General features: G+C 68.3%; 15 protein-coding genes. 7 read left to right on the plus strand and 8 right to left on the minus strand.

Translation table 11 applies throughout. The features are described 5' to 3' along the window. Positions 1-449: 449 nt before the first annotated feature. A complete protein-coding gene (locus VH569_RS32560) occupies positions 450-1,655 on the plus strand; it encodes an ROK family transcriptional regulator (RefSeq protein ID WP_423321097.1) in 1,206 nt (401 codons plus the stop codon). Positions 1,656-1,665: 10 nt separating this feature from the next. On the opposite strand, the gene VH569_RS32565 is transcribed toward VH569_RS32560, so the two are convergent. Together VH569_RS32565 and ccoG are read right to left on the minus strand one after the other, a co-directional pair. Then, on the minus strand, positions 1,666-3,162 hold the full coding sequence (locus VH569_RS32565) for a PLP-dependent aminotransferase family protein (RefSeq protein WP_423321099.1): 1,497 nt from the start codon (positions 3,160-3,162) through the stop codon (positions 1,666-1,668). Positions 3,163-3,293: 131 nt separating this feature from the next. After that, complete coding sequence (gene ccoG, locus VH569_RS32570) at positions 3,294-4,775, minus strand: cytochrome c oxidase accessory protein CcoG (RefSeq protein ID WP_423321101.1); 1,482 nt, start codon at positions 4,773-4,775, stop codon at positions 3,294-3,296. 359 nt (positions 4,776-5,134) lie between these two features. On the opposite strand from ccoG, the gene VH569_RS32575 reads away from it, so the two are divergent. The 4 genes from VH569_RS32575 (at position 5,135) to VH569_RS32590 (ending at position 9,786) form a co-directional block, all read left to right on the plus strand. Beyond that, a complete protein-coding gene (locus VH569_RS32575; protein ID WP_423321103.1) occupies positions 5,135-5,452 on the plus strand; it encodes a DUF1289 domain-containing protein in 318 nt (105 codons plus the stop codon). Positions 5,453-5,643: 191 nt separating this feature from the next. Then, complete coding sequence (locus VH569_RS32580) at positions 5,644-7,485, plus strand: TonB-dependent receptor plug domain-containing protein (RefSeq protein ID WP_423321105.1); 1,842 nt, start codon at positions 5,644-5,646, stop codon at positions 7,483-7,485. A 2-nt stretch (positions 7,486-7,487) separates the two neighbouring features. Beyond that, positions 7,488-8,018 (plus strand): YfiR family protein, encoded by a 531-nt coding sequence (locus VH569_RS32585; protein WP_423321107.1) that lies wholly within the window; start codon positions 7,488-7,490, stop codon positions 8,016-8,018. A gap of 19 nt (positions 8,019-8,037) precedes the next feature. Further along, on the plus strand, positions 8,038-9,786 hold the full coding sequence (locus VH569_RS32590) for an ATP-binding protein (RefSeq protein WP_423321109.1): 1,749 nt from the start codon (positions 8,038-8,040) through the stop codon (positions 9,784-9,786). Positions 9,787-9,878: 92 nt separating this feature from the next. Here the strand turns inward: VH569_RS32590 and VH569_RS32595 are convergent, their stop codons facing one another. From VH569_RS32595 to VH569_RS32620, 6 genes are all read right to left on the minus strand, one after another. Continuing rightward, a complete protein-coding gene (locus tag VH569_RS32595; RefSeq protein WP_423321110.1) occupies positions 9,879-10,673 on the minus strand; it encodes an alpha/beta fold hydrolase in 795 nt (264 codons plus the stop codon). A 58-nt stretch (positions 10,674-10,731) separates the two neighbouring features. After that, positions 10,732-11,421, minus strand: coding sequence for an ABC transporter permease (locus VH569_RS32600; protein ID WP_098736361.1), 690 nt, complete (start codon positions 11,419-11,421; stop codon positions 10,732-10,734). Between the two features lie 2 nt (positions 11,422-11,423). Beyond that, positions 11,424-12,140 carry an ABC transporter permease gene (locus VH569_RS32605; RefSeq protein ID WP_423321113.1) on the minus strand — a complete coding sequence of 239 codons (717 nt, stop codon included), beginning with the start codon at positions 12,138-12,140 and terminating at the stop codon, positions 11,424-11,426. A 5-nt stretch (positions 12,141-12,145) separates the two neighbouring features. Then, positions 12,146-12,985 carry a transporter substrate-binding domain-containing protein gene (locus VH569_RS32610; RefSeq protein ID WP_423321114.1) on the minus strand — a complete coding sequence of 280 codons (840 nt, stop codon included), beginning with the start codon at positions 12,983-12,985 and terminating at the stop codon, positions 12,146-12,148. Between the two features lie 153 nt (positions 12,986-13,138). Further along, on the minus strand, positions 13,139-13,996 hold the full coding sequence (locus VH569_RS32615) for an ABC transporter ATP-binding protein (protein ID WP_423321116.1): 858 nt from the start codon (positions 13,994-13,996) through the stop codon (positions 13,139-13,141). A gap of 138 nt (positions 13,997-14,134) precedes the next feature. Continuing rightward, entirely contained in the window at positions 14,135-14,584 is a 450-nt protein-coding gene (locus VH569_RS32620) for an Lrp/AsnC family transcriptional regulator (protein ID WP_377805257.1), read from the minus strand. 133 nt (positions 14,585-14,717) lie between these two features. On the opposite strand from VH569_RS32620, the gene rocF reads away from it, so the two are divergent. Then, positions 14,718-15,668 (plus strand): arginase, encoded by a 951-nt coding sequence (gene rocF / locus VH569_RS32625; protein ID WP_423321118.1) that lies wholly within the window; start codon positions 14,718-14,720, stop codon positions 15,666-15,668. A gap of 13 nt (positions 15,669-15,681) precedes the next feature. Continuing rightward, positions 15,682-16,752 (plus strand): ornithine cyclodeaminase, encoded by a 1,071-nt coding sequence (locus VH569_RS32630; RefSeq protein WP_423321119.1) that lies wholly within the window; start codon positions 15,682-15,684, stop codon positions 16,750-16,752. Positions 16,753-16,790 lie beyond the last annotated feature (38 nt).

Below are 16,790 nucleotides of genomic sequence, written 5' to 3' on the forward strand. Positions count from 1 at the left end.
CCTGTTTTCCTCCCCAAAATCCTGTCCGGCCGCGCCCTGGCTTTCGTCCCGCCGGCCCTTTGCGACTGGTCGCCCGACACCCGGATGCGATTGCGGCATTCGGTTTGTAGGGCACACCAACACTATGGCGCAGGCGGTTCAGGGCTGCAATAGATAAATCACATTGATTTTGATATTAGGCGGCGTATGGCTCGGGCGATCTGTGCGGCAGGGCGGGGATGTGGCTCGGACAGCAGGGCCAATGACGCAGCAGAGTTAAGGATTAAGCCGGATTTGCCGCCAGCCTTGCCCCCTTGGGGCACCGCTTGCTACGGTGGCGAAGTTTCAAAGTCGATCGATCCAACAGCCATGACCATGGCCGAGCTGGACTAAATAAATCACTTTGATTTTGTTATGATTGGTTGCTATACGGACTGTTGTCGAGTTCAAGGGCGGGAGGCGGCGGAAGGATGCGGGGCGGCGATACCACCGGGCTGCGCGCCTACAACGAGCGGCTTGTCATGCATGCGCTGTTGCAGGCCGGCATGCTGTCCAAGGCGGAAATCGCGCGGGAGACCGGTCTCAGCGGTCAGGCGGCGTCGGTGATCGTCAACCGGCTGCTGGAGGACGGGCTGCTGGTCAAGCTGGACAAGGTGCGCGGGCAGGTCGGGCAGCCGTCCACCCCCATCGCGCCGAATCCGGACGGCGCCTATGCGCTGGGGGTCAAGATCGGCCGGCGCAGCGTCGAGGCCATCCTGATCAACCTGCTGGGGGAAGAGCTGGGGGCGAGCCGCGTGCGCTATGACGCGCCGCTGCCCGAGCCGACGATCTCCACCGCAATCGCCCAAGCGGCAGGGCTGCTGGCGCATCTGTCGCCGGCGGCGCGGGCGCGGGTGGTCGGGCTGGGGGTCGCCATGCCGGACGAAATCCACGCCTGGTCGGCGGAGCTGGGGCTGGCGCCGGGCGCGCTGGACGGCTGGCGCGATGCCGACATCGCCGGCGCCTTCGCGCGCGAGACCGGGCTGCCGGTGACGCTCTACAACGACGCCGCGGCGGCCTGCGCCGCGGAGATGATCGCCGGCCATGCCATCGTCAGCCGCAGCGCGCTCTACATCTATCTCGGCACCTTCATCGGCGGCGGGGTGGTGATCGACGGCCGGCTCTATCGCGGCGAGCAGGGCAATGCCGGGGCCATCGGCTCGATGCCGACCCGCCCGGCCGTGCCGGGCACGCCGCCGGGGCAGCTGATCCATGCCGCCTCGATCTTCCTGCTGGAGCGCGAACTGGAGGCCGCCGGCATCGACCCGACGGCGGCGCTGTCGGCGGCTCTGGCCGACGGCAGCGGCGAGCGGGCGGACGCCATCTTCGATTCCTGGGCCGAAGCGGCGTGTGCGGAGCTGTCGCGCGCGGTCGTGTCGGCGCTCAGCGTCATCGATTTTCAGGAGGTGGTGGTCGACGGCTTCCTGCCGCCATCCTGGCGCGACCGTTTCACCCAGAGGCTGACGGCGGCGGTGGACCGCTTCAACCGGTCGGGGCTGAAGTCGGCTCCGGTGATGGCGGGATCCATCGGCCCGATGGCCCGCGTGCTAGGGGCGGCGATGCTGCCGCTGAAGGCGCGCTTCTCGCCCGACACCGACCTGCTGGTCCGGTCGGGCATGGCGCGGGATCTGGTCTGAAGGTTCAGGTTCAGATCACGATGCCGGCCAGGGCGGGGCTCTGGTCGAGGGCGTCGGCGAGCACCTCCAGCATGCGGCGGCAGTCGGCACGGGTCACCGGGGCGCCGAGGCAGATGCGCAGGGCTTCCGGCACCGCGCCGGCAGTCAGGAAGGTATCGCTGACCGCGGCGGCGATGCCGTGGCTGCGCAGATGGGCCGCGAACTCCCCACGGGTCCAGGCCGGCGGCAGGGTCAGCCACAGATGGAACCCCTCGGGGTGGGCGGTCTGCGCGGCGGGCGGAAGCAGGTCGCGGGCGATGCGCTGGCGAGCCGACGCCTCGGCACGGATGGCGGTCAGCAGCGCATCGGCGGTGCCGTCGGCGATCCATTGGGTGGCGATCGCGGCCGGGACCGGCGGCGTGCCGAGGATGGTGGCGCGCTGGGCGGCGGCCAGCCGCATGGCCTGACGGGCGTCGGGAGCGGCGACATAGGTGACGCGCAGGCCGGGCGCCACGCATTTGGCAAGCCCGACGACGTGAAAGGTCACGTCTGGCGCCAATGCTGCGATGGGCAGCGGCGCGTCCTGCGGCAGCACGCCGTAGATGTCGTCCTCGATGATCGGGAAGCTGTGTTCGCGGGCGATGGCCGCGATGGCGGCGCGGCGGTCGGCCGGAAGGGTTGCCGTCGTCGGGTTGTGCAGGGTGGGGGTGCAGTAGAGCGCCTTGGGGGAGTGGGCCCGTACTGCGGCGCGCAGGGCGTCGGGGTCGAGGCCGTCCCTGTCCATCGCCACCCCGACCACCCGCAGGCCGAGCTGCCGGGCGATGGCCTTGAAGCCGGGATAGGTCAGCTCCTCCGTACAGACGGTATCGCCGGGGCTGGTCAGCATGCACAGCAGGGCCAGGAGGGCGCTCTGCGTACCGGGGCAGACGACGATGCGGCTGTGATCGCCGAGCGGGGACGCGTCCAGATCGGGCAGGCGCTTGGCGAGCCAGCGGGCTCCGGCCGCGCAATCCTCCTCCCCGGCGCGGAAGCCGGCGCCGGCTTCCGGGTAACGCAGCAGCGTTTGCGGGTCGAGCCGCAGCATCGCCTGAGACAGGCTGCGGCGCACCCGGTCCAGCAGCTCCGGCGCGTCGGGCAGCGGCGGCTGGTTCATGGTCATGTCGATGACCGCGGGCGGGGCGGCGGCCTCGCGGCGGGGCCGGGCGGTCTCGGGAGGAAGGCGGTCCGGCGCAACGTCCTGCGCGCTGACGAAGGTGCCCTGGCCGACGCGGGCGTCGAGCAGGCCGCGGCGGCGGGCCTCGCTGTAGGCGCGGCTGACCGTGGTCAGGTCCACGCCCAGCCGGTCGGCGAGCAGGCGTTGCGGCGGCAGCCGCTGCCCGGCCGCCAGCCGGCCGGCGGCGATGTCGTCGGCCAGGGCATCGGCGATGGCGAGATAGACCGGCTTGGCGCGGTTGGTCAGGTCGGGCTGCCAGACGGCGGTGTCCGACGGATCGGCCGGGCCGGTGTGTTCCAGGTTGTCGGATTGCATGGATGTCCTGGCCGTTCCCTTGCCTGATTGCGGCGGCACCGTCGGCATCATATGCGCGCTCCGATCATGGTGCTGCAAGCGTCCAGTGCCCCTCTCCCCGACGGGAGAGGGGCAGTCCTCCGGGGGGAGGGTCACGGTGCCAGGAAGACGCTGTCGTGCCGGGCCGGCTGGCCGGCGCCGCTGTCGGGCGTCAGGACGACGGTCACCGGGGTGGAGGGGGCCGGCAGGGCGGAATGCGGCACGCGGACCTGGATGCGGTAGGTTTCCACCGCGTTGGCGCGGGCCGACAACGACAGCTCGCCGGTCTCGGTGCCGTCGCCGGACAGGCTGAGGCTCGCCTGCGGGAGGCCGGACAGGCTGAGGCGGTAGTGGCGGTCCGTCAGCGACATGTTGGCGATCTTGATGGTGTAGGCGTTCTGGATGCGGCCGTCGGTGAGCGTGACGAACAGCGGCGCCCGGTCGCGCAGGACGGAGACGTCGTTGCTCGACTTCATCGCCAGCGCAATTGCCATCACCCCGCCGACCACGACCAGCATCAGCCCGTAGACGATGGTGCGCGGCCGGATCAGCCGGTAGCGGGCCGGCGGGGTGCCGGCCGCCTTCGCCGCCTGCGCCGTCAGGGTGTCGAAGCGGATCAGGTCGCCGGGCCGGCCGATGCGCGCCATCACGTCGTTGCAGGCGTCGACGCACAGGCCGCAGCCGATGCATTCCATCTGGATGCCGTCGCGGATGTCGATGCCGGTCGGGCAGACATGGACGCACTGGCCGCAGTCGATGCAGTCGCCGAACCCCTTGTGGGTGCGGGTGTCCCAGCCCTCGCTCTTGCGCAGGGGCGCACGCCCTTCGCCGCGCCAGTCCTGATAGGTGACGACCTGGCTTTCCTCGTCCAGCATGGCGGCCTGGATGCGCGGCCAGGGGCAGACGTAGAAGCACATCTGTTCACGCATGAAGCCGGCCATGGCATAGGTGCAGGCGGCGATGAACAGGACGGAGCCGGCGGCGAGTGCCGAGGCGTCGAAGCGCAGCAGATCGGTCGCCAGGGACGGCGCGTCGGTCAGGTAGGCGATGCCGATGAAGCCGGTGATTAGAGAAATCGCCAGCCATCCTGCGTGCTTGACCGTCTTCTTCGCCAGCCAGCCGGCGGTCCAGGGATGCTTGTCCAGCCGGATGCGGTCGCCGCGGTCGCCTTCCACCCGCCGCTCGACCCAGACGAACAGGTCGGTCCACACCGTCTGCGGACAGGTGAAGCCGCACCAGACGCGGCCGCCCAGCGCCGTCGCCAGGAACAGGCCGATGGACGCGATGATCATCACGCCGGTGATGTAATAGACATGCTGCGGCCAAAGCTGCAGGGCGAAGATGTAGAAGCGCTGGCTGCCCAGATCGAACAGCACCGCCTGATCGGGCAGCCCCGGCCCGCGGTCCCAGCGCAGCCAGGGCAGGATGGCGAACAGCACCAGCAGGACCACGCCCAGCCATGTCTTCAGCCGCCGGTACCGCCCACGCACCGCCTTGGGATGGATCTTGCGGTGGGAGGCGTAGGCCGATGGCGGGTCCGGAGTGTCCGCCGCATGGTCGGGGCGGCGGGTGATGATGGGCGCATCGCTGGGCATGGATCACCTGGCACGAAGAAGCCGTCCGGGCGCCCGTCCATGCTCTATGGCGTATGGAGAAGCGGCCATCCGGCGATGGGGGTTGTATGGATCATTTGTACGGATGCCGGCAAGGTGATTGTAGGGTGAATTCGGCTCTTGAAGCCGTCATGCGGCGGTGTGTCGCATTTTTGTATGGATTTCTTTCCGAGTGATCCATGCATTCGGATGATGCGTCGAAGCGCTTCCGGGTTGCAGGCATGCCAGCCTTCCGCCGGCCGCCATTGTCGGACGGCAATAGCGGCGCACATTGTCGTCGACCGGAGACGACCATGCGACAGGCCCCCTTGAGCGGAAAGCAGAGCGACAGGACAGAGAAAATGGAGAGCGGGAACCCGTGCATCGGCCTCTGCCGTTTCGGCGGCGACGGCAATTGTCTGGGCTGCCACCGCACCAAGGCGGAGGTGAAGGGGTGGAAGCGGCTGAACGATGCTGCCAAGGCGGCGATCAATGCCAGGATCGCGGCCAACTCCCGCCAGGGCAGAGAAACCGGATCGGCCGAGGGAAAGGCACCGCGCAAGCGGCTGCGCAAGCTCGACAGGAAGATCGGCAAGCTGGAGGCGAAACTCGCCCTGTTGCGGGAGGAGCGCGGCCAGCTGTCCGGCAGCCAAGGTCAGACGTCCGAACGCTCTAGGTAGAGTTCGGCCGTTCCGCCTAGCGGGATGCCACGCTCAAGACTGCTATAAAGCTCGCTCGTGCAGACACTGATCAGAGCAACCAAGCGTCGATGCCATGGGCAGCCCTCCGTCGTGAAAGCCGGTGCGAGAGAACCGGGGGAGCCGTTGGTCCCGCCCGCAGGCTGGGCGCCCTCCTGACGCTGTCTCTGGTCTTGAGTCCCCATGCGGCGCCGGCCCAGACGGTCGAGGATCTGTCGACCCTGTCGCTCGAGGAGCTGGGGACGATCAAGGTCACCTCCATTTCCAAGCGTCCGGAGCGGTTGAGCGACGCGGCTGCCGCGGTCTATGTCATCACGGCCGACGACATCCGGCGGTCCGGCGCCACCAGCCTGCCCGAAGCGCTGCGGCTGGCGCCCAATCTGGAGGTCGCCCGGCTGAACACCGCCGGATATACGATCTCCGCGCGCGGCTTCAACTCGCCGGAGGCCGCCAACAAGCTTCAGGTGATGGTCGACGGCCGCAGCGTCTATTCGCCGGTCGCCTCCACCGTCTTCTGGGAAGCGATCAACGTCCCGCTGTCGGAGATCGAGCGGATCGAGGTGGTCAGCGGCCCCGGCGGCACGCTGTGGGGCGCCAACGCGGTCAACGGCGTCGTCAACGTCATCACCCGGCCGGCCGCGGACAGCCAGGGCGGTTTCGCCGAAATCGGCGGCGGCTCCGGCGAGCGGAACGGCACCCTGCGCTATGGCGTCAAGGCCGCGGATGGCGGACTGGCATTGCGCGGCTATCTGACCGGCTTCGACCGGCGCAGCAGCTTCGCAGCGGTGCCGGGCGACATGACTACCGACGCCTTCGACGGCTCCCAGGCTGGGTTCCGGCTGGATGGCACCGCGGCGGACGGCGCGGCCTCCTACACCCTGCAAGGCGATCTGTTCCACAACCATACGGAGTGGCTCGACACCTCGCTGCATGGCGGGAACCTGCTCGGGCGGTGGACGCACAGGCTGGGCGACGGGTCGTCGGTGCAGCTGCAGGCCTATTACGACCAGCAGACCCGCGATTATGCGGTCGCCACCGACCGGTTGGAGACCGTCGACGTTCAGGCCCAGCACAATGTGGCGCTGGGCAGCCGGCACCAGTTGGTCTGGGGCGCGCAATACCGTGTGTGGCAGTCGGCCTTCCGCTCGCGGGTATCCCTCGGTTTCCCGGAGGATGACGCGACGATCTCGCTGGGAAGCCTGTTCGCCCAGGACGAGGTCACGCTGGCGCCGAAGCTGAAGCTGACGGTCGGGATGAAGGCGGAGTACAACAGCTATTCCGGTTTCGACATCCTGCCCAACCTGCGGCTCGCCTGGCGGCTGTCGGACGACCACATGCTGTGGACGGCGGTCAGCCGGTCGGTGCGCACGCCGTCGCGCGTCGACCGCGAACTGTCGGGGGCCGGCGTCCTGGCGCCCTCGCCCGATTTCCAGTCGGAACGGCTGGTGGCCTATGAGGTCGGCTATCGCGGCCGGCCCGTGGCGAACAGCCGGGTGGCGCTGTCCGCCTTCTACAACGTCTATGACGACCTGCGCACCACCAGCCTGACCAACGGCGGTCTGCCGATCATGCTGCGCAACGATATGGAGGGAAACACCTATGGCGTCGAAGGCTGGGGCAGCTATGGCTTGACCAGCTGGTGGACCCTGCATGCCGGCGCCAACTGGCTGCACAAGAACCTGCGGCTGAAGCCGGGGGCGACCGACCTGTCCAACTTCCAGGCCGCCGGCCAGGATCCGGCCTATCAGCTTCAACTGCGCTCGCAGATGAACCTGACGCCGGAGGTGGAGTTCGACGCCACCCTGCGCCGGGTCGGCCGGGTCGCGGTGTCGAACGTCCCGGCCTATACCGAGGCCGACCTGCATCTGGGCTGGCACGTCACCCCGGCCCTGGAGCTGTCGCTGTTCGGCCAGAATCTGCTGCATGCCCGGCATCTGGAGGCCTACGACCCGTCCAGCACCACGCCGCGCGCCATCGGGCGGAGCGTGTACGCGCGCATGCGGGTGGGGTTTTGAGCATGGAGGAGCAGCCCATCCGCTGGTGCAGTCCGCTGGCGCTGAGCCTGCTGCTGGTGCTGGCAGGCGCACCGGTGTCGATTGCATCGGCAGAGCCGCTGGAAGCGGCGGTGAAGGCGACCTTCCTCTACAAATTCATCGCCTTCGTCGCCTGGCCGCCGGGCGCCTTCGCCACGGCGGACAGCCCGTTCCGCCTTTGCGTGGAAGGGCCGGACCCGTTCGGCGAAGTGCTGGACCGGGCTGTCGCCGGACAGAGCGCCGGCGGACGGCCGATCGAACTGATGCGCCGGCCGCAGTTCGAAAAAGGGTCGGGCTGCCATCTGCTGTATGGGACAATGGCGATGGACCGGCTGCGCGGCGAGCCTGTTCTGACGGTCAGCGATGCCGATGCGCCGGGCGGATCGGCCGCCGGGGCGGTTATCACCTTCGTGTTGCAGGAGGACCGGGTCCGTTTCGTCATCGATGCGGCGGCGGCCCAGGACAACCGGCTGGCGATCAGCTCCAAGCTGATGAGCCTGTCGGTGCGGCCATGAGGAAGCAGGAGAGCGGAACGTGACCGATCTGGCCGGATTCTGGCGGCACACGCCGCGCCTGACCGCGCTGGCGGTGATTGTCCTGCTGGTGGCCGGCGGGCTGATGGCGCTGGCCAGCGAAAATGCCTATCGCGACGAGCGGACGGGCGACGTGGAGGTGCAGACGCGGATCCTGGCGGCGACCGTCACCGCGGCGTTGAGCTTCAACGACCGGACCTCCGCCAGCGAGTATCTGGCGGCGCTGTCCGCCAGCCCGGAGTTCGAGGCGGCCGGCGTCTATGACGGCAGCGGCGCGCTGTTCGCCAGCTACACCGCCGGCGGCATGGCGCCGATGCAGGCGACCGCGGAGCCGCCGGGGCATCATTTCGATGGTGACCATCTGACGGTGACCGTCATGGTTGTGCAGGACGGCCGCGCCATCGGTAGTGTGTCGTTGCGCACGCAGGTGGAACCCTTCGCCCGCCGGGCCGAACGCTATGTCGGGATGGCGCTGCTGCTGGCGATGACTCTGCTGATCGTGCTGGTGCTCGGTGCGGCGCAGGCGGCGCTGGCGCGGGCGAACCACGATCTGGCGGAACGGGCGCGCGACCTGTCCGCCGCCAACAGGGCGCTGAACGCAGAAATCGCCGAGCGCGAGAGGGTCGAAGCCGCCCTGCGCCAGAGCCAGAAGATGGAGGCGATGGGGCAGCTGACCGGCGGCATCGCTCATGACTTCAACAACCTGCTCCAGGCGCTGTCCAGCTGCCTCCAGCTGGTCGGGCGGCGGGCGAAGGAGCCGTCGATCCAGCCGTTGCTGGAAACCGGCCAGCAGGCCATCGACCGCGGCGCCAAGCTGGTGCAGCAGCTGATGGCCTTCGCCCGCCGGCAGACCCTGCGGCCGGAGCCGATGGATGTCCGCGACCGGCTGCTGGGCATGGCCGACCTGCTGACCCGCGCCATCCGCGCCGACATCACGCTGGAGACGCAGGTGGAACCGGGGCTGTGGCCGGTGGAAGTCGATCCGACCCAGTTCGAGCTGGCGATCCTGAACCTCGCCGTCAATGCGCGCGATGCGATGCCCGAAGGGGGCCGGCTGCGCGTCACCGCCCGCAACCGGCTGGCAGATGGAGCAAGCGGCGATCTGGTGCAGGTGACGGTCAGCGATACCGGCACCGGGATGGAGGCGGAGGTGAAGGCCCGCGTCTTCGAACCCTTCTTCACCACCAAGGAGGTCGGCAAGGGCTCCGGCCTCGGGCTGGCGCAGGTGTATGGCTTCACCCGCCAGTCGTCGGGCCGGGTGGAGATCGACAGCGCGCCCGGCCAGGGCACCGCCGTCTCGCTGTTCCTGCCGCGGACGGTCAAGCCGGTGGCCGCACACGCGAAGGAACGGTCGCTGGACACCGCGCGCGGGGCCGGCCGGCGCCTGCTGCTGGTGGAGGACGACCCCATCGTCGGCAGCATGGTGGCGGCAGCACTCGACGAGATGGGCTATGCCGTTCTGCGCGCCGGCAATGCGGAGGAGGCGCTGGGGCTGCTGAACGACCGGGACTTGCGGATCGACATCCTGTTCAGCGACGTGGTGATGCCGGGGGCGATGAACGGCATCGATCTTGCCCACACCGCCCGGCGCCTGCGCCCCGGCCTGCCGGTGGTGCTGACCACCGGCTACAGCGAGGACATCGCCCGGATCGACGGGGTGCGGGTGCTGCCGAAGCCCTACCGGGTCGGGGAGCTTGCGGAACTTCTGGAGTCAGCGCTGGGAGCGGACGGGGCGGGCGTTAAAGTGTGATCGGTTCAAGCGAAATCGCTTGAAGCGTGAATCGCACGGAAAAATCAAAAGCTTAGAGTCTGTCTGGTGCTTCAATAAGCACCAGACAGACTCTAGGGTTCGCTGAGGAAAGACCGGATCGCCTCCACCACCTCCGCCTCGCATTCGCGGTGAGGGACGTGGCCGGTGTCGGGCAGCAGGCGGACGGTTCCGCGACCGGCGGCGATCCGGGCCGGGTGCTCGGCCGAGCCGTATTCGTCGCGGTCGCCATGCAGGGCCAGAACCGGGCAGCGGACATCGGCCAGGGCGGCGTCCAGGGTCCAGTCGGCGAAGGCGGGCGACAGCCAGCTTTCGGTCCAGGCATCGACCGTCCAGCACGCCTTGTCGCCCTGGTATCTCGCCAGACGGGCCAGCTGGGCCGGGTCCTGGAAGCCCTGCTTGGCCTCGCGGATGCCGTCCAGCGTGCGCTCCTCGACGAAGGCCTGGGCTGCGATGGTCACCAGCGCGCGGCAGCGGGAGGGAAAGCGCGCCGCCGTCTCCACCGCCATGCCGCCGCCGACGCTGTGGCCGCAGACGACGAAATCGCCGATGCAGAAACTGTCGAGCAGGAGGGGGACGGCGTCCCGCGCCTCCGCGGCGACGAAATCGCGGGGCAGGGTGCCGGGGTGCGGGTCGGAGCGGCCGAAACCCAGCCGGTCATAGGCGATGACCCGCCTTGCGGTCGCGGCGGCAAGGCGGGCCGGGAAGCTGCGCCAGAGATCGACGCAGCCGAGCGAATCGTGGAACAGCAGGATCGGCGGCAGCCCGCCGGCCGTGGCAGGCGTCCAGTCCTTCACGTAGAGGCGGCCGAAGCCCGCGCCGGTGGGGGTGGGTATCAGGCGGTCCTGGTCGCTGACGGCGGTGGTCATGATGTCCGGTTGCTGGTGCGGTGGGGGCCGGACGGCAGGATAGCATGGATGCCGCGCGTCAGGCCCGCGCCCGCAGATAGGGAGTCATGCGCCATTCCGCGTGCTTGATCAGGCGGGTGGCGACGAAGTTGATCAGCAGGTAGAGGATGCCGGCGACGATGAAGATTTCGAAGACCGCGAAGGTCTGGGCGATCATCCGCCGCGCGACGCCGGTGATCTCCATCATCGTGATGGTGCTGGCGAGCGAACTGGCCTTCACCATCAAGATCACCTCGTTGCCGTAGGCCGGCAGCATCTGGCGGATCGCCACCGGCAGGACGATGCGGCGGAACAGCCGCACCCGCGACATGCCGCAGGCCCGCGCGGCTTCCACCTGACCCTGCGGCACCGTCTCGATGGCGCCGCGCAGGATCTCGGAGGTGTAGGCCCCGGTGTTGAGCGCCAGCGCCAGGATGGCGCACCACATCGGCTGGCTGAGGACGGGCCAGAGGAAACTGTCGCGGATGAGGTCGATCTGGCTGAGGCCGTAATAGATCAGGAAGATCTGCACCAGCAGCGGCGTGCCGCGGAAAATGAAGGTGTAGGCCGAGGTCAGCGCCACCGCCACCCGGTTGCCGGACAGGCGCAGAAGGGCGGTGGCGAAGGCCAGCACGGCCCCGAAGGCGAGCGCCAGCGCCACCAGCTGCAAGGTCAGGGGCAGGGCCGCCAGCAGGCGCGGCAGGCTGTCCCACATCAAGGTCCAGTTCATCGTCAGGCCCTCCGCACGCCGCGGCTGGCATAGCGCTCGGCCTGCCGGAATGCCGTCGTCGAGACGGTGGTCAGCGCGAGGTACAGCAGTGCGGCGACGCTGTAGAACAGGAAAGATTGCCGGGTGGAGCCGGCGGCGGTGTGGGCGACGCGCATGATCTCGGCCAGGGCGGTGACGGAGATGAGCGCGGTGTCCTTCAGCGTCAGCTGCCAGACATTGCCGAGGCCGGGCAGGGCGAAGCGCAGGGTCTGCGGCACCAGAACCCGGCGCAGGATGCGCCAGCGCCCCATGCCGCAGGCCCGCGCCGCCTCGATCTGGCCGTAGGGCACCGATTTGACGGCGCCGCGGATGACCTCGGTCGAATAGGCGCCGGAAATCAGGCCGACGGCGGCGACGCCGATGGAGAAGGCGTTCAGCTCGATGAGGCCGCCGTAGCCGAAGAGTCCGGCCACCGCCATGACCATGCCCGAACCGCCGAAGAACAGCAGATAGATCACCAGCAGTTCGGGCACGCCGCGCACAGCGGTGGTGTAAAGCTCCGCCAGCCCCCTCAACACCAGGCTGTCGCTGAGCTTGGCGGCGGCGCCGGCGGCGCCGAAGGCGAGACCCAGCAGGAAGGCCGACAGCGCGACCGCGACGGTCATCGCCGTCCCGGACAGGAGCTGCGGCCCCCAGCCGTGCAGCCCGGAGGTAAGCCCGGAGTCGAGGAGGTCCAGCATCGGGATCACCGCACCGAAACGTCGTAGCCGAAATGCTTCTGGCTCAGGGTCGCGATGGTGCCGTCCTTGTTGGCATCGGCGATGGCCTTGTCGAGACGGCCCTTCAGCTCCGCATCGGCCTTGCGCAGGCCGACACCCATGCCCTCGCCCAGCACGCCGCGCGTCATCGCCGGGCCGAACAGCGTCATCCTGTCGGTGCCCGCGGCGCGCATCAGCGCCTCGACCGGCGAGCGGTCGCCGAAGATCGCGTCGACACGGCCGGCGGCCAGATCGATGGCGGCGTTGTCGATCTTGTCGTAATTGCGCACGGTCACGTCCGGCAGATACTTCTCCAGGAAATCGACCTGGATGGTCGAGGTCTGGACGCCCACCGTCTTGCCCTTCAGCAGCTCCGCCAGCTTGGCGACCGCCGGCTTGGCGGCGGCCTCGTCGGCAAGGTCGACGCGCTCGGCACCGACGCCGGCACCGGCAAGCTTGGAGGATTTCAAGGTGGCGAAGGTGGATTGCTCGGTGCCGTAGGGGCCGGCGAAGGCGATGACCTTCTTGCGCTCGTCGGTGATGGTCATGCCGGCCATGATGGCGTCGATCTTGCCCTGCTGCAGCGACGGGATCATGCCGTCCCAATCCATAGCGACCAGCTCGCAATCGGCTTCGATGCGCTTGCACAGGTCCCAGGCGAGGTCGATCTCGAAGCCGACCAGCTTGCCCGACGAATCCATGCCGTTCCACGGCGCGAAGGCGCCTTCGGACGCGATGCGGAGCTTCTTTGCATCCTTCGCCATCGCCGGAACGGCGCTGCCGGCGGCCAGGGCGCCCAGCACCAGGGCCAAAAGGATCTTCTTCATTGGTTGGTATCCTGTGTTCGTTTGTCCGCTCGGGTCCGGCTGTTGCGATCCGTGCCGGCCGCGGGACGGCGGACTTTGGCACAGGCGTCCGTCGGCCGTCATCGTCGCGAAAGCCGGGAAGCCTGCGCTTGTATGGCGCACCCCCTCCTTTATTCAGGCGGCGGAGAGGTGGCGGGAGAGGAACTGTCGCACGCGGTCGGATTCGGGATTGGTCAACACCCTGTCGGGTGCTCCTTCCTCCTCGATGCGGCCCTGGTGGAGGAAGACGACCTTGGACGAGACCTCGCGGGCGAAGTCCATCTCGTGCGTCACCAGGATCATGGTGCGGCCCTCGTCCGCCAGCTGGCGGATGACGCGCAGCACCTCGCCGACCAGTTCGGGATCGAGCGCCGAGGTCGGTTCGTCGAACAGCATCACCTTGGGCTGCATGGCAAGGGCGCGGGCGATGGCCGCGCGCTGCTGCTGGCCACCCGACAGCTGGATCGGGTAGCAGTCGGCCTTGCCCAGGATGCCGACCTTGTCCAGCAGGCTGCGCGCGAGGTCGATGGCCTCGCCCTTCGGCACGCCCAGCACATGGACCGGCGCCTCGATCACGTTCTGCAGGATGGTCATGTGGCTCCAGAGGTTGAAGTTCTGGAACACCATGCCGAGGCTGGTGCGGATGCGGTCGACCTGACGGGTGTTGGCTGGCAGGGTCCGTCCGCGCGCCGTCTTCATCGCGATGGTCTCGCCGCAGATGGTGACGCGTCCTTCATCGGGGACTTCCAGCATGTTGATGCAGCGCAACAACGTACTCTTGCCGGACCCCGAGGAGCCGATCAGCGTGATGACGTCGCCTTCGCGGGCGGTCAGCGACACGCCCTTCAACACCTCTAGCGATCCGAACCGCTTGTGCAGGCCGTCCGCCTGGACTGCGACCGTCGCGGTGGGGTTGGAGGGAGGGTGGCGGTGGGCCGGACCGTTCCGGCCGACGCTGGCGATAGGATCGGTGGCGATGCGATGCTGGTCCATGCGGCGTCCCGAATTCGTTGGTGGGGCGGAGCATCAGCGAAGCAGACGGCGGCCGGAAGAGGGAAAAGTGACAGGAGAATCGGCCGAACTTGCCAGAATGGAAGCTTGGACTGCGCGGATTGGCATGTTGCGGGTGACCTACAGCCGGGCGCGGGTGCTGCGCGGGGTGTTCAGCAGCAGGTTGGTTTCGCTGGTGGTGATGCCGGGGATCAATCGGATGCGGCGCAGCACCCCGTCGAATTCCGGCAGGCTGCCGGCCGACAGCTCGACGATCAGGTCCCAGCGTCCGTTGGTGCTGTGGATCTCCATGATCTCGGGGAAGCCGCTGAGCGTGCGGACCACCCGGTCGGTCGCCTGTCCCTCCACCTCGATCAGCATGATGCCGCGCACCGGCGCCTCCACCGTGTCGGCGCGCAGGATCACCGTGTAGCCGGTGATGATGCCGGAGCTTTCCAGCCGTTCCATCCGCGAGCGCACCGTCGCCCGCGAGACGCCGAGTTCGATGGCGAGGTCGGAAATGCTGCGGCGGCCGTCATGGCGCAGCAGGGTGATGAGCTTTTCGTCGAGCTGGTCGAGCGTCATGGTCATGAGCCTTCCGACATTCTGGCAAGCTTGGCTGTTCAGTTTGGTAGGCAGATTGTCGACATTTGTCAAATTGCCCTGTCCGTTCCGCCGGATGCCTGTGGTTTGCTGGTGAGAGGAACAGGCAAGAGACCAAACAATGTCCTACCACAAGACCAAAACGAAGCAGTGCCGGCTGGTCGGCGTGCCGGTGCAGGATGGGGCGGGCCGGCTTGGCTGCGAAATGGGACCCAGCGCCTACCGCACCGCCGGCATCGCCAAGGCGCTGTCGGACCTGGGCCACAGCGTGACCGACCTGGGCAACGTGGCGCCGCTGCCGCAGCGGCCGCCGGCGCATGGCAACGCCGCGCTGAAATTCCTGCCGGAAGTGGCCGGCTGGACCGCGGCGCTGACCCAGGTGGCGTACGAGGCGAGCGCCGGGCAGGACGCCATGCCAATCTTCCTGGGCGGCGACCACAGCCTCGCCGCCGGCACCTTGACCGGGCTGGCGCAGCGTGCCGCCGAGATGCGGCGCCCGCTGTTCGTGCTGTGGCTGGACGCGCATCCGGATTTCCACACGCTGGAGACGACGGAGAGCGGCAACCTGCATGGCGTGCCGATGGCATACGCCACCGGGCTGGCCGGTTTCGACGGCTATTTCCCGGCGCCGCCGGCACGGCTCGATCCGCACAATGTCTGCATGATGGGCATCCGCAGCGTCGATCCGGCCGAGCGGCGGGCGCTGGAGAACTCGGACATCACCGTCCATGACATGCGCAAGATCGACGAACACGGCATCGTCGCCCTGCTGCGTCCCTTCCTCGAGCGGGTGGTGGAGGCGGACGGGCTGCTGCATGTCAGCCTGGACGTGGATTTCCTCGATCCCGGCATCGCGCCCGGCGTCGGCACCACGGTTCCCGGTGGCGCCACCTTCCGCGAAGCCCATCTGATCATGGAGATGTTGCACGACACCGGTCTGGTCAGCAGCGTCGATCTGGTCGAGCTGAACCCCTTCCTGGACGAGCGCGGCCGCACCGCGACCCTGATGGTGGAACTGCTGGCGAGCCTGATGGGGCGCCGCGTTCTCGACTACCCCACCCGCAGCTTCTGAGCGAATGGAGCGTTTGACCATGATCCCGAACCTGAACCTCGTTCCCTTCGTCAGCGTCGACCACATGATGAAGCTGGTGCTGCACATCGGCGTGGAACGCTTCCTGACCGAGCTGTCGGCTTATGTCGAGGAGGATTTCCGCCGCTGGGAGAGCTTCGACAAGACGCCCCGGGTCGCCTCGCACAGCGCGGAAGGCGTGATCGAACTGATGCCGACCAGCGACGGCCGCACCTATGGCTTCAAGTATGTCAACGGCCATCCGAAGAACACGCGGGAGGGGCGGCAGACCGTCACCGCCTTCGGCGTGCTGGCCGATGTCGGCAACGGCTATCCGGTGCTGATGACGGAGATGACCATCCTGACGGCGCTGCGCACCGCTGCCACGTCGGCGGTGGCGGCGAAGCATCTGGCGCCGAAGGATGCCTCCTGCATGGCGATCATCGGCAACGGGGCGCAGGCGGAATTCCAGGCGCTGGCCTTCAAGGCGCTGCTGGGCATCCGGAAGCTGCGGCTCTACGACATCGACCCGGCGGCGACGCAGAAATGCGTGCGCAACCTGCGCGACCAGGGCTTCGAGATCACCGCCTGCAAATCGACCGAGGAGGCGGTGGAGGGCGCACAGATCATCACCACCGTCACCGCCGACAAGCAGTATGCCACCATCCTGACCGACAACATGGTCGGGGCCGGGGTCCACATCAACGCGGTCGGCGGCGACTGCCCCGGCAAGACGGAGTTGCACCGCGACATCCTGCTGCGGTCGGACATCTTCGTCGAATATCCGCCGCAGACGCGGATCGAGGGTGAAATCCAGCAGCTTGCCCCCGACCATCCGGTGACGGAGCTGTGGACGGTGATGACCGGCCAGGCAGTGGGGCGGCGCGACGCGCGGCAGATCACGCTGTTCGATTCGGTGGGATTCGCGACGGAGGACTTCTCCGCCCTGCGCTATGTCCGGGACAAGGTGGCAGGGACGGGATTCTTCGAGAATCTCGACATGCTGGCCGATCCCGACGAGCCGCGCGATCTGTTCGGCATGATCCTGCGCGCGGCGAAGCCGGCCCCGGTGGGCGAGGCGGCTTGAGGGGGAGCTTTCCATCAACCGCCGAAATCCTCCCTCTC

Origin of the sequence: Azospirillum sp. 11R-A (genome assembly GCF_049472615.1) — a bacterium.
GTDB classification, from domain to species: Bacteria; Pseudomonadota; Alphaproteobacteria; order Azospirillales; family Azospirillaceae; genus Azospirillum; species Azospirillum palustre.